General features: G+C 60.3%; 20 protein-coding genes. 5 read left to right on the top strand and 15 right to left on the bottom strand.

All coding sequences use genetic code 11. The features are described from left to right. Positions 1–137: 137 nt before the first annotated feature. The 4 genes from GR198_RS05640 to GR198_RS05625 all read right to left on the bottom strand — a co-directional run bounded on the left by GR198_RS05640 (position 138) and on the right by GR198_RS05625 (position 5,397). Entirely contained in the window at positions 138–668 is a 531-nt protein-coding gene (locus GR198_RS05640; protein ID WP_164067778.1) for a hypothetical protein, read from the bottom strand. Positions 669–1,268: 600 nt separating this feature from the next. Next, positions 1,269–3,419 carry a mechanosensitive ion channel domain-containing protein gene (locus tag GR198_RS05635; RefSeq protein WP_164067777.1) on the bottom strand — a complete coding sequence of 717 codons (2,151 nt, stop codon included), beginning with the start codon at positions 3,417–3,419 and terminating at the stop codon, positions 1,269–1,271. Between the two features lie 139 nt (positions 3,420–3,558). Continuing rightward, positions 3,559–4,869 carry an epoxide hydrolase family protein gene (locus GR198_RS05630; RefSeq protein WP_164067775.1) on the bottom strand — a complete coding sequence of 437 codons (1,311 nt, stop codon included), beginning with the start codon at positions 4,867–4,869 and terminating at the stop codon, positions 3,559–3,561. Positions 4,870–4,953: 84 nt separating this feature from the next. Continuing rightward, positions 4,954–5,397 carry a VOC family protein gene (locus GR198_RS05625; protein WP_028733707.1) on the bottom strand — a complete coding sequence of 148 codons (444 nt, stop codon included), beginning with the start codon at positions 5,395–5,397 and terminating at the stop codon, positions 4,954–4,956. Positions 5,398–5,699: 302 nt separating this feature from the next. Between GR198_RS05625 and GR198_RS05620 the strand changes: the two genes are divergently transcribed. Continuing rightward, on the top strand, positions 5,700–6,653 hold the full coding sequence (locus tag GR198_RS05620; protein WP_164068249.1) for an alpha/beta fold hydrolase: 954 nt from the start codon (positions 5,700–5,702) through the stop codon (positions 6,651–6,653). Positions 6,654–6,672: 19 nt separating this feature from the next. On the opposite strand, the gene GR198_RS05615 is transcribed toward GR198_RS05620, so the two are convergent. From GR198_RS05615 to GR198_RS05595, 5 genes are all read right to left on the bottom strand, one after another. Continuing rightward, a complete protein-coding gene (locus GR198_RS05615) occupies positions 6,673–7,554 on the bottom strand; it encodes a LysR family transcriptional regulator (protein WP_164067773.1) in 882 nt (293 codons plus the stop codon). Positions 7,555–7,770: 216 nt separating this feature from the next. Continuing rightward, on the bottom strand, positions 7,771–8,463 hold the full coding sequence (locus GR198_RS05610) for a DUF599 domain-containing protein (protein ID WP_164067771.1): 693 nt from the start codon (positions 8,461–8,463) through the stop codon (positions 7,771–7,773). A gap of 111 nt (positions 8,464–8,574) precedes the next feature. Beyond that, on the bottom strand, positions 8,575–9,531 hold the full coding sequence (locus GR198_RS05605) for a biotin-dependent carboxyltransferase family protein (RefSeq protein ID WP_164067769.1): 957 nt from the start codon (positions 9,529–9,531) through the stop codon (positions 8,575–8,577). Then, complete coding sequence (locus GR198_RS05600) at positions 9,519–10,226, bottom strand: 5-oxoprolinase subunit B family protein (protein WP_204337027.1); 708 nt, start codon at positions 10,224–10,226, stop codon at positions 9,519–9,521. Before GR198_RS05600 ends, GR198_RS05605 begins: the two co-directional genes overlap by 13 nt. Positions 10,227–10,337: 111 nt before the next feature. Next, positions 10,338–11,117, bottom strand: coding sequence for a LamB/YcsF family protein (locus tag GR198_RS05595; protein ID WP_164067767.1), 780 nt, complete (start codon positions 11,115–11,117; stop codon positions 10,338–10,340). A gap of 303 nt (positions 11,118–11,420) precedes the next feature. Between GR198_RS05595 and GR198_RS05590 the strand changes: the two genes are divergently transcribed. After that, positions 11,421–11,945: a PAS domain-containing protein gene (locus tag GR198_RS05590; protein ID WP_003539758.1), complete on the top strand. Its 525-nt coding sequence runs from the start codon at positions 11,421–11,423 to the stop codon at positions 11,943–11,945. A gap of 189 nt (positions 11,946–12,134) precedes the next feature. Here the strand turns inward: GR198_RS05590 and GR198_RS05585 are convergent, their stop codons facing one another. Further along, positions 12,135–12,956 (bottom strand): universal stress protein, encoded by an 822-nt coding sequence (locus GR198_RS05585; RefSeq protein ID WP_029874126.1) that lies wholly within the window; start codon positions 12,954–12,956, stop codon positions 12,135–12,137. 316 nt (positions 12,957–13,272) lie between these two features. On the opposite strand from GR198_RS05585, the gene GR198_RS05580 reads away from it, so the two are divergent. Further along, positions 13,273–14,535, top strand: a complete 1,263-nt coding sequence (locus GR198_RS05580) for an MgtC/SapB family protein (protein ID WP_164045736.1) — start codon at positions 13,273–13,275, stop codon at positions 14,533–14,535. Positions 14,536–14,594: 59 nt separating this feature from the next. On the opposite strand, the gene GR198_RS05575 is transcribed toward GR198_RS05580, so the two are convergent. Next, on the bottom strand, positions 14,595–14,972 hold the full coding sequence (locus GR198_RS05575) for a hypothetical protein (protein ID WP_029874128.1): 378 nt from the start codon (positions 14,970–14,972) through the stop codon (positions 14,595–14,597). 66 nt (positions 14,973–15,038) lie between these two features. Beyond that, on the bottom strand, positions 15,039–15,704 hold the full coding sequence (locus GR198_RS05570; RefSeq protein ID WP_164045887.1) for a hypothetical protein: 666 nt from the start codon (positions 15,702–15,704) through the stop codon (positions 15,039–15,041). Between the two features lie 258 nt (positions 15,705–15,962). Between GR198_RS05570 and GR198_RS05565 the strand changes: the two genes are divergently transcribed. After that, a complete protein-coding gene (locus GR198_RS05565; protein ID WP_029874130.1) occupies positions 15,963–16,589 on the top strand; it encodes a TerC family protein in 627 nt (208 codons plus the stop codon). On the opposite strand, the gene GR198_RS05560 is transcribed toward GR198_RS05565, so the two are convergent. The 3 genes from GR198_RS05560 to metG are packed head-to-tail and all read right to left on the bottom strand — an operon-like array spanning position 16,586 to position 19,745. Further along, on the bottom strand, positions 16,586–17,404 hold the full coding sequence (locus tag GR198_RS05560) for an MBL fold metallo-hydrolase (protein WP_029874131.1): 819 nt from the start codon (positions 17,402–17,404) through the stop codon (positions 16,586–16,588). The genes GR198_RS05565 and GR198_RS05560 overlap by 4 nt on opposite strands. Before the next feature lie 4 nt (positions 17,405–17,408). Further along, entirely contained in the window at positions 17,409–18,191 is a 783-nt protein-coding gene (locus GR198_RS05555) for a TatD family hydrolase (RefSeq protein ID WP_164045737.1), read from the bottom strand. A 3-nt stretch (positions 18,192–18,194) separates the two neighbouring features. Next, positions 18,195–19,745 (bottom strand): methionine--tRNA ligase, encoded by a 1,551-nt coding sequence (metG, locus tag GR198_RS05550; RefSeq protein WP_164045738.1) that lies wholly within the window; start codon positions 19,743–19,745, stop codon positions 18,195–18,197. Between the two features lie 235 nt (positions 19,746–19,980). On the opposite strand from metG, the gene GR198_RS05545 reads away from it, so the two are divergent. Beyond that, positions 19,981–20,769: a sulfite exporter TauE/SafE family protein gene (locus GR198_RS05545; protein ID WP_164067765.1), complete on the top strand. Its 789-nt coding sequence runs from the start codon at positions 19,981–19,983 to the stop codon at positions 20,767–20,769. The last annotated feature ends 16 nt before the right edge of the window (positions 20,770–20,785 follow it).

Raw genomic sequence — 20,785 nt, 5'->3', positions numbered from 1 at the left:
CGATACTGATCATGCCAAGAGATGTCGCAAGGGATGAGCGCCGGCGGGGCAGATGGTACCTGGTGGACGTCGTGATGGAGGGGGCCAACGCTGAGGGAAGTGATGCAGGCGGAGGAGGGCGCCTTGAATAAGAATCGTTACAACGAGGCCGCCTTCTCAAAACGGTGTGCGCGGGGTTGAAATCGATGTTTAAAATCTCGGAACAGCCTGTTCTGCCAAGCGTGGCGGCCCTCGAAGGAGACGCCGCGCAGGCTTTTATCCTCCGAAAGATATTCGCCCCAGTTGTCGAGGCTTAGTGCGGTGCGAGTTGAGATGACCTCTGTAATGAGGCTTGGGGGAAGCCATCCAAAGAACAGATACCAGGTCTCTGAACTGTGACCACCCGCCGCAACTAGATGCCGCCGCGTCAATTCTGTCGCGTTTCCTGGAGCCCAGTCGACCCATCTCACGAGCCTTTCATCTTCTGGCACTTTCACGGTTAACCTGAATTCGGTCTTGTCGACGGCGCTGCCGCCGAGGCCGTGCCCCTCGGCACTCGGAGAACTCGTGAGCCAGACCGCAATTCGACCGTCGAGTCTTTCGATATCCGTGACCACGTCGCCAATGGTCAGTCCGAATTTGTGGATGCCCCGAAGATGTGCTGACGAGGTGAAGTGGTACAGTTCCATGCATAGCTCCAATCAGACGGCCTACCAAAAGCGTGGCGTCGGTTGGGACTTCCGTCAACAGGCGTCACAACAGGTCGGCTGGCCTGCTATCCGTGCGGCCGTTCTCCGATAATCGTTCGGCAAGCGGGTCAAAGCGGTCCTGGGTCACTGGCGCTTCCTGACGGTGAAATCAGCCCGTTGACGGCATGAGTTCTTTGGGTGATTGGCAAAGTAGTGCGCGGTTCGGCAAGATGTCGGTGCGGATAACAGTTCAGACGCGGGGAGTGTGACATTCCAACTTTGCAGAAACAGGACACTTCAACTTTGCGGCTACACACGCATATCGCATAAGATAGATTATGGAACATAAGGATGCCGTTTGATTACAATGGCATACCTTCGTCATCCATCTTATAACCCACTCTTTAAAATCGCCCCGCTCGAATTTGCGCCTGGACGATCCAGCATATCGACGAGTTCGCCTGCGGACGTGCCTCGTTGAGCGGCTGATCCCAGCCAACAGATTCTTTTAGAAACCCGTGTCGGACGACGTGTGCTTGGCGACAACGTCCGGGTCAGAGTGCTGAGCATTGACGGGATTCGACGGAAAGCTCGCCGTTGTTATTCCTCAAGTGTCGGGATGACTTTCGATGGTCTTTGCAGCTCCGAGGCGGCAGCGGTTGCCGCTGCATCGGCGGGACCGCCGGAAACATGGACGGTCGGCGTTGCAAACTGGATGCCTTTTTCCGCGAATGTCTTCTTGAGCATGGCAAGGGCCTTTCGGCGAACGCCGAACTGTTCGCCGGGTTTCGTCATGAACTTCAGCCGTATCTGGACACCATAATCCGCCATCTGCTCGATCCCCTGCATTTTCAAGGGCTCGATGATGTTGGGCCCGAGTTCGGCATCCTCCAGAAGCTCAACGCCGATGCGTTTGATGGTCTTGCGGACCTCCTCGAGGTCACTGTCATAATTCAGGGTGAGCGTGATGATGTCGATGACCCAGTCGCGGCTGAGGTTTTGCACCGCGCCGAGTTCGCCGAAGGGAACGATGGTGACCGGACCGCGGTGATGGCGCAAGCGGATCGATCGCAGCGAGAAACCTTCGACCGTCCCTTTATATTTTGCCGCCTGGATGTATTCGCCGATGCGAAAGGCATCGTCGAACAGATAAAAGACGCCGGAGATGATGTCCTTGACGAGTGTTTGCGCGCCGAAGCCGACGGCTATGCCGACGACACCGGCGCCCGCCAGCAGCGGTCCGATCTGGATGCCAACTGCATCCAGGATCATCAGGAAGCCGACGGCTCCGATCGCCAGGAACAGCACATTGCGAAGAATGGGAAGGAGGGTATTCAACCGCTGACGCCGGCGCGCGTCGGGACCCTCGTGATGCCCCCCCTGCTCGCTTCGCGACGCCACCGCCATCTGGCTGTCGATCAGCGTGCTTGCGAGCTTCCAGATAACGTCGGTCACCAGCAGCACGATAACAATGCGGATTCCTGCGCGGATCAAACGCGTGGTGACTGTTTCGGCAGCGGCAAGGTCACTGAGATTGACATTCCACGCCCGGGCAATGAGCAGCGCAGCGACCACGATGAGGCCGTTCCGCAGCGTTTGCATGATGACAACAGACCATCCGACGATGGCCGGATCTTCGACCGCCTGCCTCTCCCCGGATTGAACAATGCGACGGATGATATCACGAGCCACCGAAACGGTAAGCGGCAGAAGCGTGATGACGATCACTGTCCAGAATGCCCCGTGGAGCCCGGACACCCATAACAGCCACGATACTATGATGCTCGCGCTGAAGCCGACACAGACCAGCCGGCTCACCGACGGCCCGTCGGAACGAAAGTGCCGCAGCCAGATCATAACGATCAAAGCGATTGAAACGACACCAAGCCATGCTGCGGTAAAGAGGTCGACCAAGATCGGTGAAGCCCGGATCGTCCCGATCACTTCAATGGTGGCCCAGCCAGCCGCCAGCACCGCGACGATTCCGAGGAGCCAGTAGTACCAGAACCAGGCAAGCGTGGTGACAAGCGTCAGAAGCCGCATATGCGGCAGACGGGCGCCTGGCGCGATGACAATACGGCCCACAAGCACACCAAGGCGCACCATGAGCGCGGCTGATAGGAGGATGAGCGCGATATCGCGAAACACGGCAGGCCATGGAAAGAGGATAAACGCGCCGAGACTTCCTATCAGGTAACCGACCAGCGCGAGAAGACCCATAGAAAGCCGGGCGGCGTGGAGCTTGATGCGTTGCCGGACGGTGTCGGCAGGCGCGTTCAGCACAAAATGGAGCAGCCCTCGCCCTGACCACCAGGCAAGACGCTGTGCAACGAATCCGCCCGCGACGAAGAGTATGACCGCCAAGATCAGGCCGACAGGTTCGATACGATCATCCGTTTGGAAGACCCGGATCGCCGACTGGATCTGCCCGGGAAGGGTCGGAACGGCATCGACGAGTGTCAGCAACCTCTGGCGCAAATCCTGTAGTGACGTGGCAATCGATGTCGGTGCCGCCTCTTGCGTGACTGCTACCGGCTGCGCCGGTTCCTGATTGCCGGGGACGATCCGATCGACCAGCGCTCGTCCGGAATTATCATTCGGCAATTCGATAATAACCCGGATCGGCGCCGAGGAATTGGTCGGCTCAGCCGCCGAGGCGGGGTTTGCGCTCGCCAGCAGAAGCGTTGAAAATACTGCCGTCAGCAATGCGCACACTCTGCGGAGAAAGTGACGGTCGTCGATGATGCGCATATGGCCGCGGTCCCCGCGACGGTGTCGTCGCTTTTGCATGGTTGGTCGAAACTTCGGACTTTGTGAAGCGTTGCACGACCAACGTCAATCGACGAACCCGTCCGGCGGACGGAGACTACGAACCAAGGGCCAGTCTGCCTTAAGACCGCAGGCTTCTGAAGGCCTCCCTGATCTCCTGACTGAAGAGTTCCGGCTCCTCCCAAGCGGCGAAGTGACCGCCCTTGGAAGCGCGATTGTAGTAGATGAGCTTCGGATAGGCGTTCGACAGCCAATGCCTTGGCGGCTTGTAGACCTCGCCGGGAAAAACTGTGACGGCGACCGGGACTTTGACGGCCGTAAGCTTCGCGCCCGACATGACGTTTTCCCAATAGATGCGGCCACTTGAGGGGCCGGTGTTCGTCAGCCAGTACAGCGTGATGTTGTCAAGGATGGCATCCTTACCAAGCGCCTGTTCGGGATTGCCTCGGGGGAACACCCAGTCGGCGATCTTGTCGTAAAGCCAGGCAGCGAGGCCAACCGGAGAATCCGCAATACCGTAGCCGACCGTCTCCGGCCGCGTGCTCATGATCGCTGCGTAGCCAAAACCGTTGTTGAGGAAGTCCCGGGCCTCGTCAAAGACGACCTTCTCATCGGCAGACAAGCTGTCGGGAGCCGGCCCTCCATTTTTAAGAGCCTGCGCTGCGTCCGCTGGGAAAGTCGTGGCACGCTCGACCCTGTTGACGTGGATCGCGAGTAGCCCATCGGGCGCCTGGCGACCCAAGGCGTCGCTGATGATCGCGCCCCAGTCGCCGCCTTGCGAGACATAGCGGTCATAGTTCAGTCGCTTCATCAGCACGTCCCAGGCAGCCGCTATCCGCTGGGGGTTCCAACCCGTTGCTGGTGGTTTCCCGGAGAAGCCGAATCCTGGAATCGAAGGGATCACCAGATGGAAGGCATCATCAGCCCTGCCGCCATGCGCCGTCGGATCCGTGAGCGGCCCGATGACGTCAAGCAGCTCGAAGACCGAACCTGGCCAGCCGTGCGTCATGATCAGCGGCAGCGCGTTATCATGACGGGAGCGGACATGGATGAAATGAATGTCCAGTCCATCGATATTGGTGAGAAACTGCGGAAAACTGTTCAGCCTGCTCTCTGCCTTGCGCCAGTCATAGGACGACTGCCAATAGCGCACGAGTTCCTTCAGTCTGTCGGGCTGGACGCCCTGCGAACGATCCCTGACGGTTTCCCCGTCGGGCCAGCGGGTCTCGGTGAGACGCCGCCTGAGGTCTGTAAGCGCCGCCTCGGAGACCTCAACCTTGAACGGTCGGATCTCCCCGGGTGCGGCGACGACGACATCTGCGGCGGCGGACACGCGTGGAAGGAGAGCGGCGGATATGCCGGTCGCGGCAACCCCCAACAACAGCGAGCGTCGCGATATATCCCTGTGTTTCAAAGAGTTCGGCAGTGCCATGGCACGTGTCCTTTCATGACATCGAGGGTCGTCCTGGGGCGGGAGGGGAAACGATGGCCCTGCCCCGCTTCAATGCCGAAAACGTCAGGCCTCGTCAGCTCCGGAACGAAAGATCAGAAACTTGTTGCCTTCCGGATCGCGAAAATAGGCACAGTAAGGACCCGTGCCATTCTCGCCACGTGGGCCAGGCGCTCCTTCGTCCGAGCCACCCGCCGCCAATGCCGTTGCATGGGCTTCGTCGACCTTTGAACGGGACGGAGCTTCGAAAGCAATCATTCCGCCGTTGCCGACGGTGGCAGGGCGGCCATCGAACGGCTTGATGATGCCGAATTCGAGCGTGCGATGACCGTAGTAGATGGCTCGGTTGGGCTGGACGAGGACTCGTCCGATCCCGAACACGGCCAGAAGCTTGTCGTAGAATACCGACGCGGCATCCAGATCATTCGTGCCGACAGTGGCATGGCCGGGGAGGCTGCGGACCTTGTCGGGGGCGGCCGCAACTTGTCTGCTTTGGGAAATGTCGTTCATATCAGTTCTTCCTTATATTGTCGCGGCCGACGCTCTGCCTTCCGCACGCAAACGCCAACGAGCTGTCTCAAATCGGCGGCTGGTGGATATTTGGGCGGGTCGATGGCCGGCCGGCACCTCGCCAAAGTGAGAGGCACCCTCTCGTTCAGATGTCAGCCTTGGGCTGACGGGTTTCAGCGTGCCGCCGTCGAGAGGGTTCCTCTCACTTTCTCCGGCTACCGCGGGCTGACGCCGTGCTCAATTATTTGTGGCGACAGCCGGCTTTAGGGCTTTGGCTGACCGCCGTTCAGAAAGGACATCCTATGTCTAAGGACAAAACCGTAAATGCTGCATCGGCCGCAACAACTCTCTCTTCCCAGGGGGCTGGAGCCTTCACTTCCGCGTCCAGAGAGGCCGCGCAAGACGCCGTCGACTTCATCGAGATCGATGAGGTCCTCACGCTGAGGAGGATGATTGTCCGCGCCCCCGCGCCAAAAGGCAGCGTGCTTTTGCTGCATGGATTTCCGGAAACGCTGACGGTTTGGAAGAACATCGCGACAACGCTGGCGCGCGATTATGATGTCCACGCCTTCGATTGGCCGGGCTACGGGCAGTCGTCGCGCCCGGCTTTGGAGCGGTTTTCCTATGCGCCCAGGGCGTACGCCCAGGTGTTGAAGGCCTATATTGAGCGGGCAGGCATCGACCGGTCGACCCTCGTGATCTACGCGACTGACATCGGTGCCCTCCCCGTCCTGCTGCTTGCTCTCGACGAGCCGTCGATCGCCAGGCAGATCATCGTCGGAGACTTCGCTCCGTTCGACCGGCCGCAATATATGTGGGAGAACCTGCAGAACCTCAAAGCCGAGCCGACCGCTTCGCCGACCCGTGCCTACATGAACAAGACGAGCGACGAGATCCTCCAGAACGTGCACAGGCGCGGCCTCTCGCCCGCTGAACAATTCGATCTGCCGGCTGACGTCCAGCAGGACATGACCCGTTCGTGGAGCGTTGACGGGATGACTTCCGCGGATGCCTTCGCCCACTACTACGCGAATTTCACCGCCGATCAGCATTATCTCGAGGCCAACCTCTCCCAGCTGAAGACGCCCGTGAAGGTGATCTGGGGCGAGAAGGACATCTACATTGCAAGGGAGATGGGCATCGAGTTCGCCGGCAAGATCGGTGCAAAAGTCGATATCCTCTCAGGTATCGGCCACTTTCCGCATCTTCAGAGCTCGAAACAAACGGTTGAAGAGATCAACACATCATTCAGATAATGTTTAATTATCTTCCTTTTCAGATAGCGCGCAAGTGAGGCAATGCCCAGTCGACGAAAGCCCGTACCTTCAAGGCGAGAAGCCCCTGTCGCGCGTAGACGATATGAATGGGCTGGGGTTGGCCGTCGAAATCGCGGAGGATCGGAACGAGCGTGCCAGACGCCAGCTCGTCGGGAATCTGATAGTCGAACAGCCGCGCGATCCCCGCCCCGCCGACGGCCGCCGCAACACAGTTCGCCGCCGTATTCACCTCCAGCCGGTTGCGGGGCACCGCCTCTATCGGCGTGCCGTCGACGTCAAACGTCCAGAAGAATGTTCGCTTGTTGAAGATGATCCCGTCGCGACCGATGAGATCGCCGGGACGCTCCGGCATGCCATGCCGCTCGAGATAGGCAGGGCTCGCGCAGGTCATCAGGCGGAATTCCCCGACCTTGGCGGCATGGAGCGAACTGTCGGCGAGGTTGCCGAGACGGATCGCGATATCCACCTGCTCGGACACGAGATCGACCGTGCGGTCGAGCGACAGTAGGTTCAGCGATACCTCGGGATATTTGTCCATGAAGCTCAGCGCGACAGGCAGCACGTAGCGGCTCCCGTATTCGATCGGCATCGTGATCGTCAGCACGCCTCTGGGTGTCTGGTATTCCCCGGACGCCCTTCGCTCGGCCTCCTCTAGATCCGCCATGATCTTTCGGGCGGCGTCGACATAGTCGCGCCCGGCATCGGTGAGCTGAAGATTGCGGCTGGTGCGGACGATGAGGTTCGCCCCAAGATGGCGTTCAAGTTCGGCCACCTTGCGACTGACGCTGGGTAAGGGCGCGTTGAGCTTCCTGCTGCCGGCAGAGATGCTTCCGGCGTCGACGACCGCCAGCAGCATGCGCATCGCTTCGAGACGATCCATCTGACACCGCCAATAAGATACCGCTTCTGTTGTGTCGTTCGAGTCGCGGCCGCCACACCGGTCCCAAACAAATTTCCGCTTCAGCCCAGCTTAAGGCTTGGCTCTAGATCAGGATGATTTAGGCCGGGCCGGCCTAAAATCCTGAATCCTGTTCTACATTATATAGTTAGAGTATGATGTCGTCCGAAAACCGCTCACACTTTTCGGCATCATGCTCTAGTCAAGGAGCTTGCGTATGGCCATGATCCCCTTTGCAGCATCCGACCAGGATTGACGCCAGATCAAAATGCCGACGCTGAGGATGGTCGCAACAGTGAAGGGGATTGGCCCGAGAAACCAGAAGGCGGCTGCGAAAGTGAAGTAATAAGACCGGACACCGACACTGAACGATCGAAGTGCAGGATTTAAAACCAGGGTCAGGGCATTCGTCCAGCCGGCGATGTCCCTCTCCTCATCGCGGGATGGGCTCGCCCCGATCGCCGCCAGGCAGTAGTTGATCTGCCGGACCGCCCAGATGAAATCGGATAGTCCCCGCAGCAGCGTCGCCATGATAAGGAGGACCTTGCATTGGAAAAACCACGCCGGATCCTGGGCCGCAAACATCGAGATCAGCCCACCACCCGATCCATAGTTCGGCTCCATGAACAGCGCGCCGCTGAGCCCGACGATGACGATGAGATTGGCGGAGCCGAAGAAGGACGCCGAATTGATCGTGTGCCCGAGGATCGCGGCATCTCCGATGAAGTTGTTGTCTCGCGTCAGCACCTCGCGCATCCAGGCGGCGCGAATGCGCACCATGTCAACGGAAAGGCTGTCGTTCTTCCTCGGCCACCCCGCTGCCATCAAAGGCTCGACGGCCACCCAGACGAGAAGGAAGAAAATGATCGCCGCGATGTTCAGAAAATCCATGGTGCCCCCGAACCGAATGTGGATTTTTTCTGAACAATACTTCGAGCTAACCGCAGCTCCAAGCGACTATCGCCGCCCTACCCTTCAGATCGACACGCCTATGTTCGGGCGTCATGGTCCGTCGCGGACTGCCGCGAGGTAACGGGACATCGTCGACGCCCGAAGCCGAATGTGCTCGATCGCCTGCTGCGGCGTCACGGCCAGGAAACCGACATGGTCGCGTGGGCGTAGCTGGACGAAGGCGTCCAGGTCCGAATCCACCACCGTGGCGATCTTGGGATATCCTCCGGTCGTCTGGTGGTCGGCCAGCAGAATGGTGGGAACACCGTCTCCGGCGACCTGCACCGAGCCCCGCACGATCGCTTCCGACGGCATGTCCAGCGCAACGCTTGGCGCAAGCGACGGACCTTGGAGGCGTACTCCCATGCGGTCATAGGCGTCGCTCAGGCGGAAAGGCGACGAAAGGAAATTCGACAAGGTTTCCTTCGAGAAGAACCGATCCTGTGGACCGACCACCACACGCAGCTCGGATCGCGGTCTTGCGATGACCGGACATGTGATCGGACCATGTCGACCGTCTCGCACTTCCGGATCGGCGACGGTGAGCGTCTGTCCGGCTGCAAGGCGCCCGCCGCCGAGGCCGGAGAGACTGTGCGTCGACATGCTGCCGAGCCAGGTCTTCGCCTCGATATGACCGGCGAAGGCCAGATACGTCCAGCTTCCCCAGTGTCCCGGACGAATTGCCAGCCGCTCCCCGGCCCTCAAGGTGGCGACCATCCATGCGCCGCGCTTGTCGCCGGCATGCTCTATGATGAATCCCCCTCCCGCGACGGCGAACGTAACCTCCCCCGACATGCAGTCGAGAACGAGGCCGCCCATGGAGACTTCGATTGCGGACTGAAAGGCAGGATTGCCGACGGCGACGTTGGCGGCGGCAAACGAAGTCCTGTCCATCGGGCCGGAGGCCGGAACGCCATAACGCATCAATCCGTGACGTCCTCCGTCCTGGACCGCGACGTGAGGACCCGCGAAGTTGATTGCAAGAACGGCTTGGCTCATGCGAGGCACCTCGCGTCGAATTCGGCCCTCGATATGCGGCGGAAACGCACCGCATCGCCGACGTCGAAAAGGAACGGGCGGTCGTTGGACGCGGCGTCGAGGATCTTTGTCGGCGAGCGGCCGATGATCCACCAGCCGGTCGGCATGGCGAGCGTGCTCACCAGGCATTGCGGACCGGCGATCAGCACGCTTCCGGCGGCGATGCCGCGAATAGGCGCCGGCTTCCTCGGCTGCTGAATGGCTTTGGGCACGCCTGCGAGGTAAGCGTATCCTGGAGCGAAGCCGTACATGAAGACGCTGTAGTCGCCGGAGAGATGGGCGGATATAACGTCTTCCGGCGATAATCCGCTTGCCTCGGCGACGGCGGCAAGATCGGGCGCAAGATCAGGATCGTAGCAGACGTCGACTTCGCGCATCGCTCCAATCGTCTGTGGAACCTCGGCCGTCAGACGCTCGGCAATGGCCGCCTCCGTCGTCCGATGATCGGTCACAAGCGGATCGAAGCATATGAGAATGCTGGCATAGGCCGGAACGGCTTCGACGAATCCTTCAAAGGGTGCCGCCTTCAAGGCGGCATCCAGCTTGACGACCTGATCGTGGATCCGCTTATCGATGGTCGCGCCGAATTCGACGAGCACCGCGTGGCCGCCCACGGGACGATAGTTCGGAACGCTGCCGGACGATGCGGACGGGTCCTGTGACAAATCAGTCGGCGCCTTCGATCAGAATGAAATCCGCATCCGCGGCCCGCGCGCAGGTCCCGTAGGCGTCCGGATCGGTGACGGTAACCTGGGCGATAAGATAGCCTTTGACCATCACCTGTTTTCCTGTGTCGGTTGAAGGAATGGACCCACCTCGATGCCTGCCATTTGCAATTCCTTTCGCACGTGGACGGCCATGGCGAGCGCTCCTGGGCTGTCCCCGTGAACGCAGATCGAATGCGCATTAAGAGGGATCGGAACGCCGTCGACCGTCGGCATGAGGCCGCTGGACAGGTACCCGATCAATCTCGATGCCGCCTCTGCCGGGTCATGGATCATCGCTCCCGGCAGGTTACGCGGCACGAGCCGACCCGTGGAGAGATAGCCGCGATCGGCAAAGATTTCGCTGAAGACGGTCATCCCGGCATCGCGGGCCGCATGCTCCAGCTCTGTCCCGGAGATCGCCAGTATGGCAAGTTCCGGAGAAACCGCTCGGGTTGCGCGTATGATGGCGTCGGCGACCGGCCGTTCGTCGGCCGCCCAATTGGCGAGTGCGCCGTGTGGTTTGACGTAGCGGACGCGGGCGCCCGCCAGAGCCGCAGCTCCCATCAGCGCCCCTGTCTGCGTCGCGACAAGCTGCTCCACTTCCCGGATGTTCAAGGGGATCAGGCGTCGTCCGAAGCCCTCGCGATCTGCAAAACCCGGATGGGCTCCGGCGACGACACCCCGCTCGCTTGCGAGCGTGAGCGTCTCGACCATCGTCGCTGGATCTCCGGCATGGCCGCCACATGCGATGTTCGCACTGGTAACGACGTCAAGGATCGCCTTGTCGTCGCCCATGCGCCAAGGTCCAAACGCCTCCCCCAGATCAGAATTGAGATCGATTGTCGTCATGATATCCGTCAACCCTTCGCGCCGGTCTTGTCAGCTTCGTCGCATTCTGGAACGTCGAAGCCGAGGTGGAGCACATCTTCGCCGTGCCCGTCAAGAAAACGACTCCGCTGGTTGCGCGCAACGAGCGTGTGTGGTGGTCGCAGGCCCGTGGGTTGTCCTTGCAGTTGCGTCCGATGGAAACGCGGCTAAGATCGGGGGTGAAATGGTCGACCGCCCTGTCGTTGATCGAGCGCGTCGTATTCTTTCAAGAACCGGGGGGACCTAACCACCCGGCAGCATTGGCGTGCAGACCGGGGATGCGGAATGAGTCTTGTCAACAGAGCTTTGGGAACGTCCGAATTTTCTTTTACCGAAGAGCCTGGCATTTTCACCTGGGACTTGGCGACCGACAAGGTTTATGCGGATTCGGCGCTGGCAAACCTCTTTGGGCTTGATCCTCAAGAGACTCTCACGGGGCTGCCGGTCATAAGATACCTCGACCGGATTCATCCGGACGACAAGCCATCCGTGGCCAAGGCGATTTCAGAATCGGTGATCACAGGAAATCCGTATCGCTGTGATTATCGGGTATTTGATCGAAGCGGGCAAATAGTCGCCGTGGCGGCCTTGGGCCGCTGCTTCAGGGATGAAGCCGGAAACCCGTCGCAATATGCGGGCATCGTATTCCCGACGAATGATCCCGTCCAACAGGACGAATTGTCCGCTCACTGCAATGCGGCACTGAAAATTGCGCGATCATCCGGCCTGCTGACGACGGCCGATGCGCTTGAAGCGATCGTCAAGGAGCTTGCCAAGCCGATGCCTTCAGACGTCGCGCAGGTTCATTGATTCCTTCCAAAGCGTTGGTTGCGGCATCAGACTTTCGGTGATGGCGATATTGCTGCTATCGGCGACGCGACGCGCGCACTCTGAATTAAAGCATGTCGCGCAAAAGTGTGTCGCGGTTTTGCGACAACGACATGCGTAAAAACAAAGATCTAAAGCGCGAGGAGCGAATCTGAAAGATCGCGACGCGCTTTAGTGACAAAGGAGAATGGGCATTTCGAGGTGGGTCAACAGCGACCGTGTCACCCCTCCCAACAGGAATTCGCGTAGTCTCGAATGGCCGAACGCGCCGGCGACGAGCAAATCTGCCTTGCGTTCCAGGGCGGCGGCTTGAATGACGCTGGCTGGCGAGTCTCCCTGCGCTTGCACGGCTGCGATATCGACGGCAAGACCAGCCTTTCGGAGCGCGGTCGCAAGGCGGTCTCGGGCGCGCTCGTCAATCTGCTTATCATCGGTGACGGAAATCAGGACGACACGCGAGACCTGTTCCAGCAACAATCTGGCGCCTGTCAGTGCCCGCGCGACAGTGGCTCCTCCATCCCAGGCGACGGCGACAGCATCGATGCGGCCGGAGAAATTATCCGGGGGAAAAAGCAGGAGCGGTCGACCGCTTTCAAACAGCACGCTCTCGATCAGCGGCCTCATCAGTTCAGATGCTTCCAAAATGGAAAGATCATATGCGCGCGACAGATCGGCAAGAGTTTGTGCGACAAACGGCTGCCTCACATCGAATGGCTGGATCTCGACCTCGACCTCAGCTTTTTTCGCATAATCACGGAGCGTCTGCCCGAGAACGGTTCCATTGTCTCTGCTCAAGCGCTCCGCCTCTGCACGCATTTTGTCTACGTCAAGGAGTGATGGAAATCGCGGCTGAAAGGGTTCGATCCTGACCAGCGGTATACTTGCCGTCAACCCGGCCTTCTGGTGAAGGGAAACAGCGACAGCGTTCTGAAGGAGCGAGAAGGAGCTTGCGTCTGGATAGGTGGCCAGCGGTAAATGGAATTGAGCTTTCACGGCTGATGTCCTCCGAATGGTTGGAGGTTATCATAGCGCAGACGTGTCTCTCGCGCTTTGACGAAGATCAAGGTCGTTCCACCGCGAAAGTGCGAGCCTGATATTGACCGTCCTCATCAGGAAGCAAGCGGAATTCGTTGGGCGAAGCGGCGAAGATCTATGCTAAGCGATGACGTGCGGAGCGCGATTGAATATCAGCACTGCGCGGAGCAAACTCATCCGGACGCCGCTGAGCAGCAGCTTGCGGATGAACAGCAATGGCATATACGGCGCAGCTGCCTTCGATGAATCGGCCGGCGCGTCTGGACCCCATCGGATGGTGACATCATTGGTAACGACGGAAGCATTCCAGCGCCTCAGTCTGGCGCTTGCAATCGGCATTCTCGTCGGCATCGAGCGCGGCTGGCGGGATCGTGAGGCTGCGCCGGGCAAAAGAGTAGCCGGTATCCGCACCTATGGCCTGTCAAGTTTCCTCGGCGGTTTCTGCGGTTTCCTGCAGCCTGTGACAGGGCCGATTCTGCCGACAGCTATCTTTATATTCTTTTGCATCACGGTTCTCCTCTTCAGCCGCATGCAGGCGGCACAAGAAGAGGATTACAGCGCCACCGGCACCATTGCGGCCCTGGCGGTCTTTGCGCTGGGCTTTGGCGCGGTTGTGGCGGATATGACGGTAACGGCCGCAAGCGCTGTGGCAATAACCGCCCTTCTTGCCGCGCGGGAGCCGTTGCATGGATTTCTGCGCCGATTGACCTGGCTTGAGCTCAGGGCCGCCCTGATCCTCTTGACGATGACCATCGTCATCCTCCCGATCCTTCCCAACAGGCCGATTGATCCATGGCAGGCAATCAATCCTTTCGAGCTTTGGATGATGACGATCCTGGTGGGAGCCGTTTCCTTTGCCGGTTATATCCTGATCAAGCTGAGCGGCGCCCGCGCCGGAATATTGCTGACCGGGACCAGCGGTGGCATCGTCTCCTCGACGGCCCTGACGCTTTCCTTTGCCCGTCAATCGAAGCAGATGCCTGCCCTCTCGCCACTCCTCTCGGCGGGCGCAATGCTGGCGGGAGCCGTTTCTCTCGCCCGCGTGCTTTTGATTTGCAGCGTCATTGCACCAGCCATTTTCAGGGATCTTGCTCTATCACTCGCTCCGGCTGCAGCTATCCTCGCCATAGCTGGCGGATTCGCCGCATTGCTGCAACGCCCGGATGATAGCACCGATTTTTCACCCCGAAACCCGCTCGAGGTGATGGTCGTGCTGCGCTTCGCACTCGTTCTCGCCGTCGTGACAGTCCTGACGCGAATGACCCTGATCGTCTTTGGAACTCAATCGCTTATTGCCCTTGCATTCATCACAGGACTGGGCGATCTCGATGCGATAACCCTTGCTGTGGCGAAATTGCCATCCATCCAGGTGCCCGCGGATGCGGCCGCTCGCGCCATAGCGGTCGCCGCTTTCGCCAACTTTCTTGCAAAAGCCGTTCTTGCTGCAAGTATGGGGAGCATCGCCTATGCGGTTCGTTTCGCGATCGCCGGCACTGTCGCGACTTTTGCCGGAATTGCTGGCCTGCTTCTAGCATGAGCGCTTGTTCGCGTATCAATCGCCGCCCGCACCAGACAGTCACCATCAACGACGATCCGTCACTGCCGTCTCACTTCGTGGATATGACCGGCAAATCCCGCAAGCAACACGCCGAGCGGAAGACGCCGAACCAGCCTGGCTGCAACGAAGGTTGCGCCGATCGCCGCGGCAAGTTTCAGCCAGGGATAATCGCCGAGCTGGACATGGGCGCTTGCATCGACCGATGTGGCTTTGGCTTTTAGCGCCGCTTCCGCATCCTCGCGCAGCACGCCTATGCGGGCATTCAGCAGCCTGACCTCATGCTGCAGGGCATTCAGGCTCTCGTCGGCCTTTTCACGCGCGGTCTGCTCCGCGGTATCGGCAAAAGGCGGATCACCTTCCGCGATCAGTTCGTCAGGATCTGGCGGAAGGCCGTGGCGGTTGATGGATGATTGCATGGAGGTATCCTCGAATAGGTGAACGAGAGGAAATGAGGCCCGGCATTGCGGCCGGGCCTCATGATATCAATGGTCGCGTCGGAAACCCTGGCTCTGGTGAGATCCACCTTGCGATTGGGTTTGGGATTGGCGATTGCTTTCATCCGATGACGTGGTGCCAGGGTCGGGCAAGGTATAAGCACGCACCTTGGCGCTTCCATGCGCGGTGTCCCGCATTGCCACCGGGCGCGCATCGTCGAATGCACTCTCGGACACGGCGAGGTTTTCCGAGGCTTTGCCGCCCTGTGTCGATCCGGCAAAACCGGTATTGGATGCGCCTTGCTGTCTGTCCTCCAACGACCAGAGATCCGCGCGCTCATCCATGTCGATGCTGCCCTCGTCGTCCAGGATATCGTGGACGGTCTCGTAGAGCGCGTCATCGATATCATTGATCTGGACGAGGAAGCCGCCTCGCCGGAGCCCTTCTGCGTAGACCGCACGATCCTCGTCGGGGAAGAAGAAGTCTGCCAGCGCGTCGAAGAAGCCGCTGCGGTCGTCGCTCATCGCGCCGGTATTTTTTGCGCCCGCCTCATATCCGGGCATCAGCCTTATTCTCGCAACCGGCACGCCCGCGTCTTCAAGACGCGAGACGGCGGATTCGGCGTCCGATCGGTTATCAAAAAATGCGGCAAGGCTGCTGCCGCCTGTCGGGCCTGAAAAGGCCGGGTTGGTATCATTGTAAATGCTGCCCATGGGACTCTCCTCTCGGTGTCTGGATCCAGCCGCCAATCCGAAGTTTGGCCGAAGTCTGGTTTCCTGAATTGAAGAACCGGCGGCTGAGTTGAATGTTCCAAGGGAATGGCGATGCTCTACTGTATCGCCTGCTGTTTCATTGCCGCCTGCCATTTCGGCGCGCAGACTCGCAAATTACGCCGCTTGCGAAATCGCTCAGCGGTTGACGTCAAACCTTCGAGACGCTAGCACGGCTTTGACGCATTGGGGATAATTCATATGGACATGTTTACGGCAGCCGGTATGACGGCTTTGCTGCAGGTCATTGCTATCGACCTCGTTCTCGCCGGCGACAACGCCGTGGTTATCGGTCTTGCTGCTGCCGGCCTCGAGGCGACGCAGCGCCGCAAGGCGATCATCGTCGGCATTGTGGCCGCGACCGTTCTGCGTATTCTCTTTGCCAGCGTCGCAGTCTATTTGCTGGCGATCGTCGGCCTGCTGCTGGCCGGCGGCCTGCTGCTGCTCTGGGTCTGCTGGAAGATGTGGCGCGAGCTTCGCGCCGGCCATGGCGAGAGTCACGGAGCGGTGGGTGGCGAAGGCGCGCCGAAAAAGACCTTCTTCCAGGCGGCAACCCAGATCGTCATTGCCGACGTCTCGATGTCGCTCGACAACGTGCTGGCCGTTGCCGGTGCTGCGCGCGAACATCCGAGCGTGCTGGTCATCGGTCTTGCCCTGTCGATCGCGCTGATGGGTATTGCCGCAAACTTTATCGCCCGGTTGCTCACCAACCATCGCTGGATCGCCTATGTCGGCCTGCTGATCATCCTCTATGTCTCGCTCGACATGATCCATCGCGGCGGCGTCGAACTGCTGCCCTACGTGCAAGCGAGCGGGTTCAAGCTTTAGAGCTTGACCTCGGTCTCGAAGCTCATCTGGTCATACGCCGGCACCACATGGTCCGGCGTCTCAGCCATCACCACGTCGTAATCGAGCGGCGTGTGCATATGGGTGAGGATCGCCCGTTTGGGCTTCAGCCGGCCGATCCAGTCGAGCGACTGTTCCAGCGACAGATGGCTCGGGTGATAGGTATATTGCAGCGCGTCGATGATCAGCATGTCGAGATTTTGAAGCTTCTCGACGGTCTGCGGCGGGAAATCGCTGATATCGCTGCAATAAGCCACATCGCCGATGCGGAATCCGAGCGAGTGGATATCCCCGTGCTGCTGGATATGCGGATGGAAGGCGATCGTTCCGCCCGGGCCACGGATTTCGACGGGCGCGTCTAGGTTTTCGATGACGATCGGCAGCACGATCGGCGGGTAATTACTGCCCGGCGGCGTTTCCAGGCAATAGCCGAAGGCTTCCCGCAACCTGTCCATGGTAAATTGGTCGGCAAAGATCGGCACCCGGCGGCGCGTATTGTGAAAATAGCCGCGCAGATCATCGATGCCGTGAATATGATCCGCATGCGGATGGCTGTAGAGCACGGCATCGACATGGTCGGCCCCTGCCCTGATCATCTGCTCGCGAAAATCCGGCCCGGTGTCGATGACGACGGTGGTGACACCGCCATCGGGTGCGAATTGCTGCACCATGAAGGCAGCGCGCGTGCGCCGGTTCTTCGGATTGTCGGGATTGCAGGCGCCCCAGTCGCCGGTGATGCGCGGCACGCCCGGTGACGACGAACAGCCGAGAATGGTGAAACGCCGCCGGTAGAGCACGCCGCTAGATCCTCGGCATCTTCGAGAACAGGCGGAAAGCGTTCTCCGTCGTGATCCGCGCGACCTCTTCGGTGGCAAGGCCGATCGTATCGGCGAGCACCTCGGCCGTGTTGACGACATAGGACGGCTCGTTGCGCTTGCCGCGCCAGCGCTTTGGCGCCAGATAGGGCGCGTCCGTTTCCACAAGCAGCCGATCATGCGGGATCGTCCTGGCGATCTCGCGCAGCTCTTCCGACTTCGGGAAGGTCAGGATGCCCGAGAAGGAGACATAGCCGCCGAGTGCGACGCCGGTCTTGGCAAGTTCCGGGCCTGCGGAGAAGCAGTGGAGAATGAAGGGGAAGGCCCCCTTCCCGATTTCCTCGGTCAGGATGTCAGCCATGTCCTCGTCAGCGCTGCGGCTGTGGATGACGAGCGGCAGCCGGGTCTCGCGCGCCGCCGCGATGTGCCGGCGAAAGCCGGTCTGCTGATCCTCAGGCTTTTGCGTGTCGTAGAAATAGTCGAGACCGGCCTCGCCGATCGCGACCACTTTCTGATGGGCATTGGCGAGACGCACCAGCTCTTCCGTCTGGATATCCAGCTCTTCGTCGGCATTGTTCGGATGCGTGCCCACCGAGCAGAACACCGAAGGATATTTCTCCGTGATCGCGAGTAACCCGTCGAGCTTGCGCACCCGCGTCGAGATCGTCACCATCTGCGCAACGCCAGCCGAATGGGCGCGCGCGACGATCTCGTCCCGCTCCGCCTCGAAGTCGGCGAAATCAAGATGGCAATGCGTGTCGATCAGCACGGCTCAAGCCTCCGGAGCCACGTAGCGCGGGAAGACCGGCGTCGGCGCTTCGAGTGCCGTTCCGGCAACCAGACGGCCGGCTTCGCCGAGGGCAGCAAAATCGCGCTTGTCTTCGGGTGCTGCGACCAGATCGAGCAGCTTGGCCGATGATTCCGGCATGAAGGGCTGCAGCAGGATGGCGATCTGGCGCACGACTTCGGCAGTCACATAAAGCACCGTGCCCATACGCTCCGGATCGGTCTTCTTCAGCGCCCACGGTGCCTGGCCGGCGAAATAACGGTCGGTCTCGGAAACGACCGAAATGATCGAGGCGAGCGCCCGGTGGATCTGCTGCTTGCCCATATCTTCGCGGGTCGAGGCATGCAGCGCATCGACCTCAGCCAGCATCGCCTTGTCCTCGTCGCTGAGCGCCCCGCATTCCGGGATCTTGCCGTCGCAATTCTTGACGATCATCGACAGCGAGCGGCTGGCGAGATTGCCGATGCCGTTGGCAAGGTCTGAGTTGATGCGGGTGCCGATCGCCTCTTCGCTATAGCTGCCGTCCTGGCCGAAGGAGACTTCGCGCAGGAAGAAATAGCGCACCTGGTCGAGGCCGAAATGGTTCACCAGATTGACCGGATCGACGACGTTGCCGAGCGACTTCGACATCTTCTCGCCCTTGTTGAGCAGGAAGCCATGGGCAAAGACCCGCTTCGGCAGCGGTAGCTTCGCCGACATCAGGAAGGCCGGCCAGTAGACGGCGTGAAAGCGGATGATGTCCTTGCCGATGATGTGAACATCGGCCGGCCAGTATTTCGCCCGCGGGCCGTTCCTGTCCTCGATATAGCCGGTCGCAGTGATGTAGTTGGTCAGTGCGTCGACCCAGACATACATCACGTGGGCCGGATCGTTCGGCACCTTGATGCCCCAGTCGAAGGTCGTGCGCGAGACCGAGAGGTCCTTGAGGCCCGACTTGACGAAGGAGATCACCTCGTTGCGGCGCTCGGCCGGGCCGATGAAGTCGGGGTTTTCCTCATAATGCGCAAGCAGCTTCTCCTGGTATTCGGAGAGCTTGAAGAAATAGCTTGCCTCTTCCACCCACTCGACAGGCGTGCCCTGCGGCCCGTAGCGCACGCCGTCGGCGCGCAGCTCCGTCTCGTTTTCCTGGTAGTAGGCCTCGTCGCGCACCGAATACCAGCCGGCATAGCTGTCCTTGTAGATGTCGCCATTGTCGGCCATCAGCTTCCAGATGTTGCGCGACGTCTCGTGATGACGCTCCTGCGTGGTGCGGATGAAGTCATCGTTCGAGGCGTTGAGCAGCGTCGCCATCGCCTGGAATTCGCCGGAGTTGCGGTCGGCGAGCGCCTGCGCGGTGATGCCCTCGGCGCGCGCCGTCTGCTGCATCTTCTGGCCGTGTTCGTCGGTGCCGGTCAGGAAGAAGACATCCTTGCCGTCGAGGCGCTGGTAGCGCGCCATCGCATCCGTCGCGATCAGTTCATAGGCATGGCCGATATGCGGCTTGCCGTTAGGGTAGGAAATCGCGGTGGTGATGTAGAAGGGTGTCTTGTCTATCATGGCGGCCAATGTCCGGCTAACTCTATAAAAATGGTCAGCCGCTCTTAGCGCATGTCACCGTCAAGCGAAACCTCAAGTTTCGCCGCCGTCGATGATTTCCGGGACGATGGGCGCGTGAACTTGACTCAGCTTCTCGCCCAATCTACCCGTCTTGGGAAAGAGGGCGGGACAAGAAAGAAGTGCGAGTTTTCATCTACGGGATTTGTCGTGGCCGCGCGCCGTCAGGGGCGTTTGCTTGACATTCGAGCCGCTCTATTCGCTTTCCGGCCTGTTCGTCGGCGCCCTTGTCGGCATCACCGGCGTTGGCGGCGGTTCGCTGATGACGCCGCTGCTGGTGCTGCTCTTCGACGTCCATCCCGCGACCGCCGTCGGTACCGATCTTCTCTACGCGGCAATCACCAAGACGGCGGGCACGGCCGTTCACGGCATGCATGGGCGGGTCAACTGGAAGATCGTCGGCAGCCTCGCAGCCGGTAGCCTGCCGGCCGCCCTGCTGATGCTCTGGCTGCTGGCCGGCGTCGATCGCAAAAGCATCGGCGTGACCAATACGATCACCACGGCACTCGGCTGGCTGCTCGTCATGACCGCAATCATGCTGGTCTTCCGAGGCCCGATCCTCGAGCTGGCACGCCGCGCCATCGGCGATCGAACGCCGCCGAAGCCGACGACCATCCTCGCCCTCACCGTCATTCTTGGGTTCGTTCTCGGCGTCCTCGTCACCTTGACCTCGGTCGGCGCCGGCGCGCTGGGTGTGACGATCCTGCTGGTCCTTTATCCGAGGCTCGATGTGCGCGAGATCGTCGGTTCCGATATCGTTCATGCAGTACCGCTGACCTTGATCGGCGGCACGGGCTATTGGCTGATCGGCGAGATCGACTGGCCGATGCTGTTTGCCCTGCTGATCGGCTCTATCCCCGGCATCATCATCGGCAGCCTTCTGGCGCCGAAGCTGCACGAACGCACCATCCGCATCGTCCTTGCCACTACGCTTGCCGTCGTCGCATTGAAGCTATTGACCGGCTGATCAGAGCACGGTGCCG

Origin of the sequence: Rhizobium leguminosarum, from assembly GCF_010668065.1 — a bacterium.
Lineage (GTDB): Bacteria > Pseudomonadota > Alphaproteobacteria > Rhizobiales > Rhizobiaceae > Rhizobium > Rhizobium leguminosarum_S.
This window is presented reverse-complemented; position numbering and strand designations above follow the sequence as displayed.

Excerpts from the sequence above, each read along its gene's own strand:
- GR198_RS05640 (WP_164067778.1), bottom strand. The coding sequence starts at position 668 with ATGGAACTGTACCACTTCACCTCGTCAGCACATCTTCGGGGCATCCAC.
- GR198_RS05635 (WP_164067777.1), bottom strand. The coding sequence starts at position 3,419 with ATGCGCATCATCGACGACCGTCACTTTCTCCGCAGAGTGTGCGCATTG.
- GR198_RS05630 (WP_164067775.1), bottom strand. The coding sequence starts at position 4,869 with ATGGCACTGCCGAACTCTTTGAAACACAGGGATATATCGCGACGCTCG.
- GR198_RS05625 (WP_028733707.1), bottom strand. The coding sequence starts at position 5,397 with ATGAACGACATTTCCCAAAGCAGACAAGTTGCGGCCGCCCCCGACAAG.
- GR198_RS05620 (WP_164068249.1), top strand. The coding sequence starts at position 5,700 with ATGTCTAAGGACAAAACCGTAAATGCTGCATCGGCCGCAACAACTCTC.
- GR198_RS05615 (WP_164067773.1), bottom strand. The coding sequence starts at position 7,554 with ATGGATCGTCTCGAAGCGATGCGCATGCTGCTGGCGGTCGTCGACGCC.
- GR198_RS05610 (WP_164067771.1), bottom strand. The coding sequence starts at position 8,463 with ATGGATTTTCTGAACATCGCGGCGATCATTTTCTTCCTTCTCGTCTGG.
- GR198_RS05595 (WP_164067767.1), bottom strand. The coding sequence starts at position 11,117 with ATGACGACAATCGATCTCAATTCTGATCTGGGGGAGGCGTTTGGACCT.
- GR198_RS05590 (WP_003539758.1), top strand. The coding sequence starts at position 11,421 with ATGAGTCTTGTCAACAGAGCTTTGGGAACGTCCGAATTTTCTTTTACC.
- GR198_RS05580 (WP_164045736.1), top strand. The coding sequence starts at position 13,273 with ATGGTGACATCATTGGTAACGACGGAAGCATTCCAGCGCCTCAGTCTG.
- GR198_RS05575 (WP_029874128.1), bottom strand. The coding sequence starts at position 14,972 with ATGCAATCATCCATCAACCGCCACGGCCTTCCGCCAGATCCTGACGAA.
- GR198_RS05570 (WP_164045887.1), bottom strand. The coding sequence starts at position 15,704 with ATGGGCAGCATTTACAATGATACCAACCCGGCCTTTTCAGGCCCGACA.
- GR198_RS05565 (WP_029874130.1), top strand. The coding sequence starts at position 15,963 with ATGGACATGTTTACGGCAGCCGGTATGACGGCTTTGCTGCAGGTCATT.
- metG (WP_164045738.1), bottom strand. The coding sequence starts at position 19,745 with ATGATAGACAAGACACCCTTCTACATCACCACCGCGATTTCCTACCCT.